The sequence below is a fragment of the Rathayibacter sp. AY1F6 genome, assembly GCF_002932035.1.
In the GTDB taxonomy this organism is placed as follows: domain Bacteria; phylum Actinomycetota; class Actinomycetes; order Actinomycetales; family Microbacteriaceae; genus Rathayibacter.
Map to the genome: position 1 here is coordinate 1 of NZ_PSVD01000043.1, position 1705 is coordinate 1705.

The window sequence follows — 1705 nt, forward strand, 5'->3', positions numbered from 1 at the left end:
GTCACTATTCGTGCCGCGCCGACGAGTCTGGATCAAGGCCACCCCGGCCGAGGACGGCTCGCTGCGCCTCGAGTACGCCGGACTCGCCCGAGGCGAGGATCCACAACTCGTGCGAACGGTTCGAACGGTCGCCGACCGTCACGCGCCACTCGACTAGACGTCCGCTCAGCGCTTCACTTGGATTCGGCTGAGTAGGTGCGTGCCGCCCAGCTTGGCCAGTAACTCTCGGCTGCGTCTAGGTCGATGCCGCGAAGACGGATGAGGCAGACGTCCTGGTCGCTGCGGGTAACTACCCAGAGGCTATGGGGCCGGCCGTGAGCTCGCTTCGGGATCCAGGCCAGCACCTCGTCGAGGTCGGTTTCTGAGAGCTCCCACTCTTGGTTCGACGTGCCGTCTTCGGACCAGAAGTGGACGCGGTACGTCGGATCGTCGACCTGCAAGGTTTGGTCGCGCGGATCGTGCAGCTCTGCTTTCATGCGCCCACTGTAACTATCGGGGTGCTCGAGGCCGTCCCGTATGGGGATCCTAAACCGGTCACCTATAGCGGCGTTTCTCGCGGCGTCGTTGCGCTCCTCAGCGCGTGTGTTCTCGCGGCACTGTGCGACTGGGCTACTCCGCGTCGTCGCTAGCAGTGTCGCCCCGGCCGCTTGCAAGAGGTCTGTAGCTGGGCAGAGGGGTGGAGCTCGCATCGAACCCCTCAGGGCGATCGTCTCCGTGATCCGCGGTCTCGCGGTCGGCTTCCATGCGCTGCCGCCGTGCCTGCTCCTCGGCCACGGCAAAATCGATGAGCCTCTTCGATCCGTACATACGACCACCTCATTCCTCGGAGTGGCGAGCGTATCGACCTCGGCTGGGGAAGGCGTCATCCCGGTACACACGACCGCTGCCCGCGGTTCCCGCCGCAGCCGACGTCGCCCGTGCCCCAGGTCGCTTACCGGCATTCGCTGCAGCGTGTTCCGTATGGGGATCGATCTGCGGGACGCTTTCAGCGGACCGCTCGGAGGGGCTTGGCGTCGTCGTCGCTTGCTGGTGATGCCGCCAGGGTCGACCGCAGGTCTTCTCGTGCTCGTTGGTAGCGGGTGCGTGCCGTGGACGCGGGGACGCCGAGGAGTTGTCCTGCTTCGGTGATGGAGAAGCCGTCCCAGTGGATGAGGCGGACGAGCTCGGCCTGTTCTGGCGCGAGCCTGGCGATCGCATCGCGCACGTCGACTCCTTCGTCGGCGGGGCGTCCTTCGGTAGGAGCGGTCGCCAGAACGCCGCGGAGCCGGCCGGAGAGGTCGGCTCGCCTGTTCTCAGTGCGGGTGCTGTTCGAGAGGACGTTCCGGGCGATGCCGAAAAGCCACATCCGCGACTCCTCCGCGGTGCGGGGAAGGGCGCCTACGCGGCGCCATGCGGTGAGCATGACGTCCGCGAGTGCGTCGGCGGCGTCCTCGAGAGGGAGGCGGCGTTGCAGGTACTTGAGCAGGTCAGGCGAGGCGACGCGCAGCGCCTCGGTGAGTCGCTCCGCCTCGTCGGTCTTCCTGCGGGTCACCAGGTCGCTCCGGGGCAGTGGGCCTCGCCCGCGATGCTGAGGTTCGCGGCGTCGACGTCGACGTTCTGTGCAGCGAGTTCGGCGTCGAGAGCGTTGCTGATGATGCGCCCGACGGCGGTCGAGTACTCCCGGTCGGCGTTGTAGAACTCGGTGCCGTAGCCGGCCGGCGTGCGG

3 protein-coding genes are annotated in these 1705 nt (G+C 67.2%); 1 reads left to right on the forward strand and 2 read right to left on the reverse strand.

Annotated elements, in window-relative coordinates:
* Positions 1 to 157 (forward strand): cytochrome c biogenesis protein ResB (locus C5C44_RS17555; RefSeq protein ID WP_146084363.1); only part of this gene is annotated, 157 nt, incomplete at its 5' end.
* A 16-nt stretch (positions 158 to 173) separates the two neighbouring features.
* Here C5C44_RS17555 and C5C44_RS16585 read toward each other — a convergent pair.
* Both C5C44_RS16585 and C5C44_RS16595 read right to left on the reverse strand, forming a co-directional pair.
* Complete coding sequence (locus C5C44_RS16585; RefSeq protein ID WP_104224256.1) at positions 174 to 476, reverse strand: hypothetical protein; 303 nt, start codon at positions 474 to 476, stop codon at positions 174 to 176.
* Between the two features lie 509 nt (positions 477 to 985).
* Complete coding sequence (locus C5C44_RS16595; protein ID WP_104224254.1) at positions 986 to 1531, reverse strand: RNA polymerase sigma factor; 546 nt, start codon at positions 1529 to 1531, stop codon at positions 986 to 988.
* Positions 1532 to 1705 lie beyond the last annotated feature (174 nt).

Bases quoted from the DNA above. Each gene is read 5' to 3' on its own strand.
- C5C44_RS16585 (WP_104224256.1), bottom strand. From the start codon at position 476: ATGAAAGCAGAGCTGCACGATCCGCGCGACCAAACCTTGCAGGTCGAC.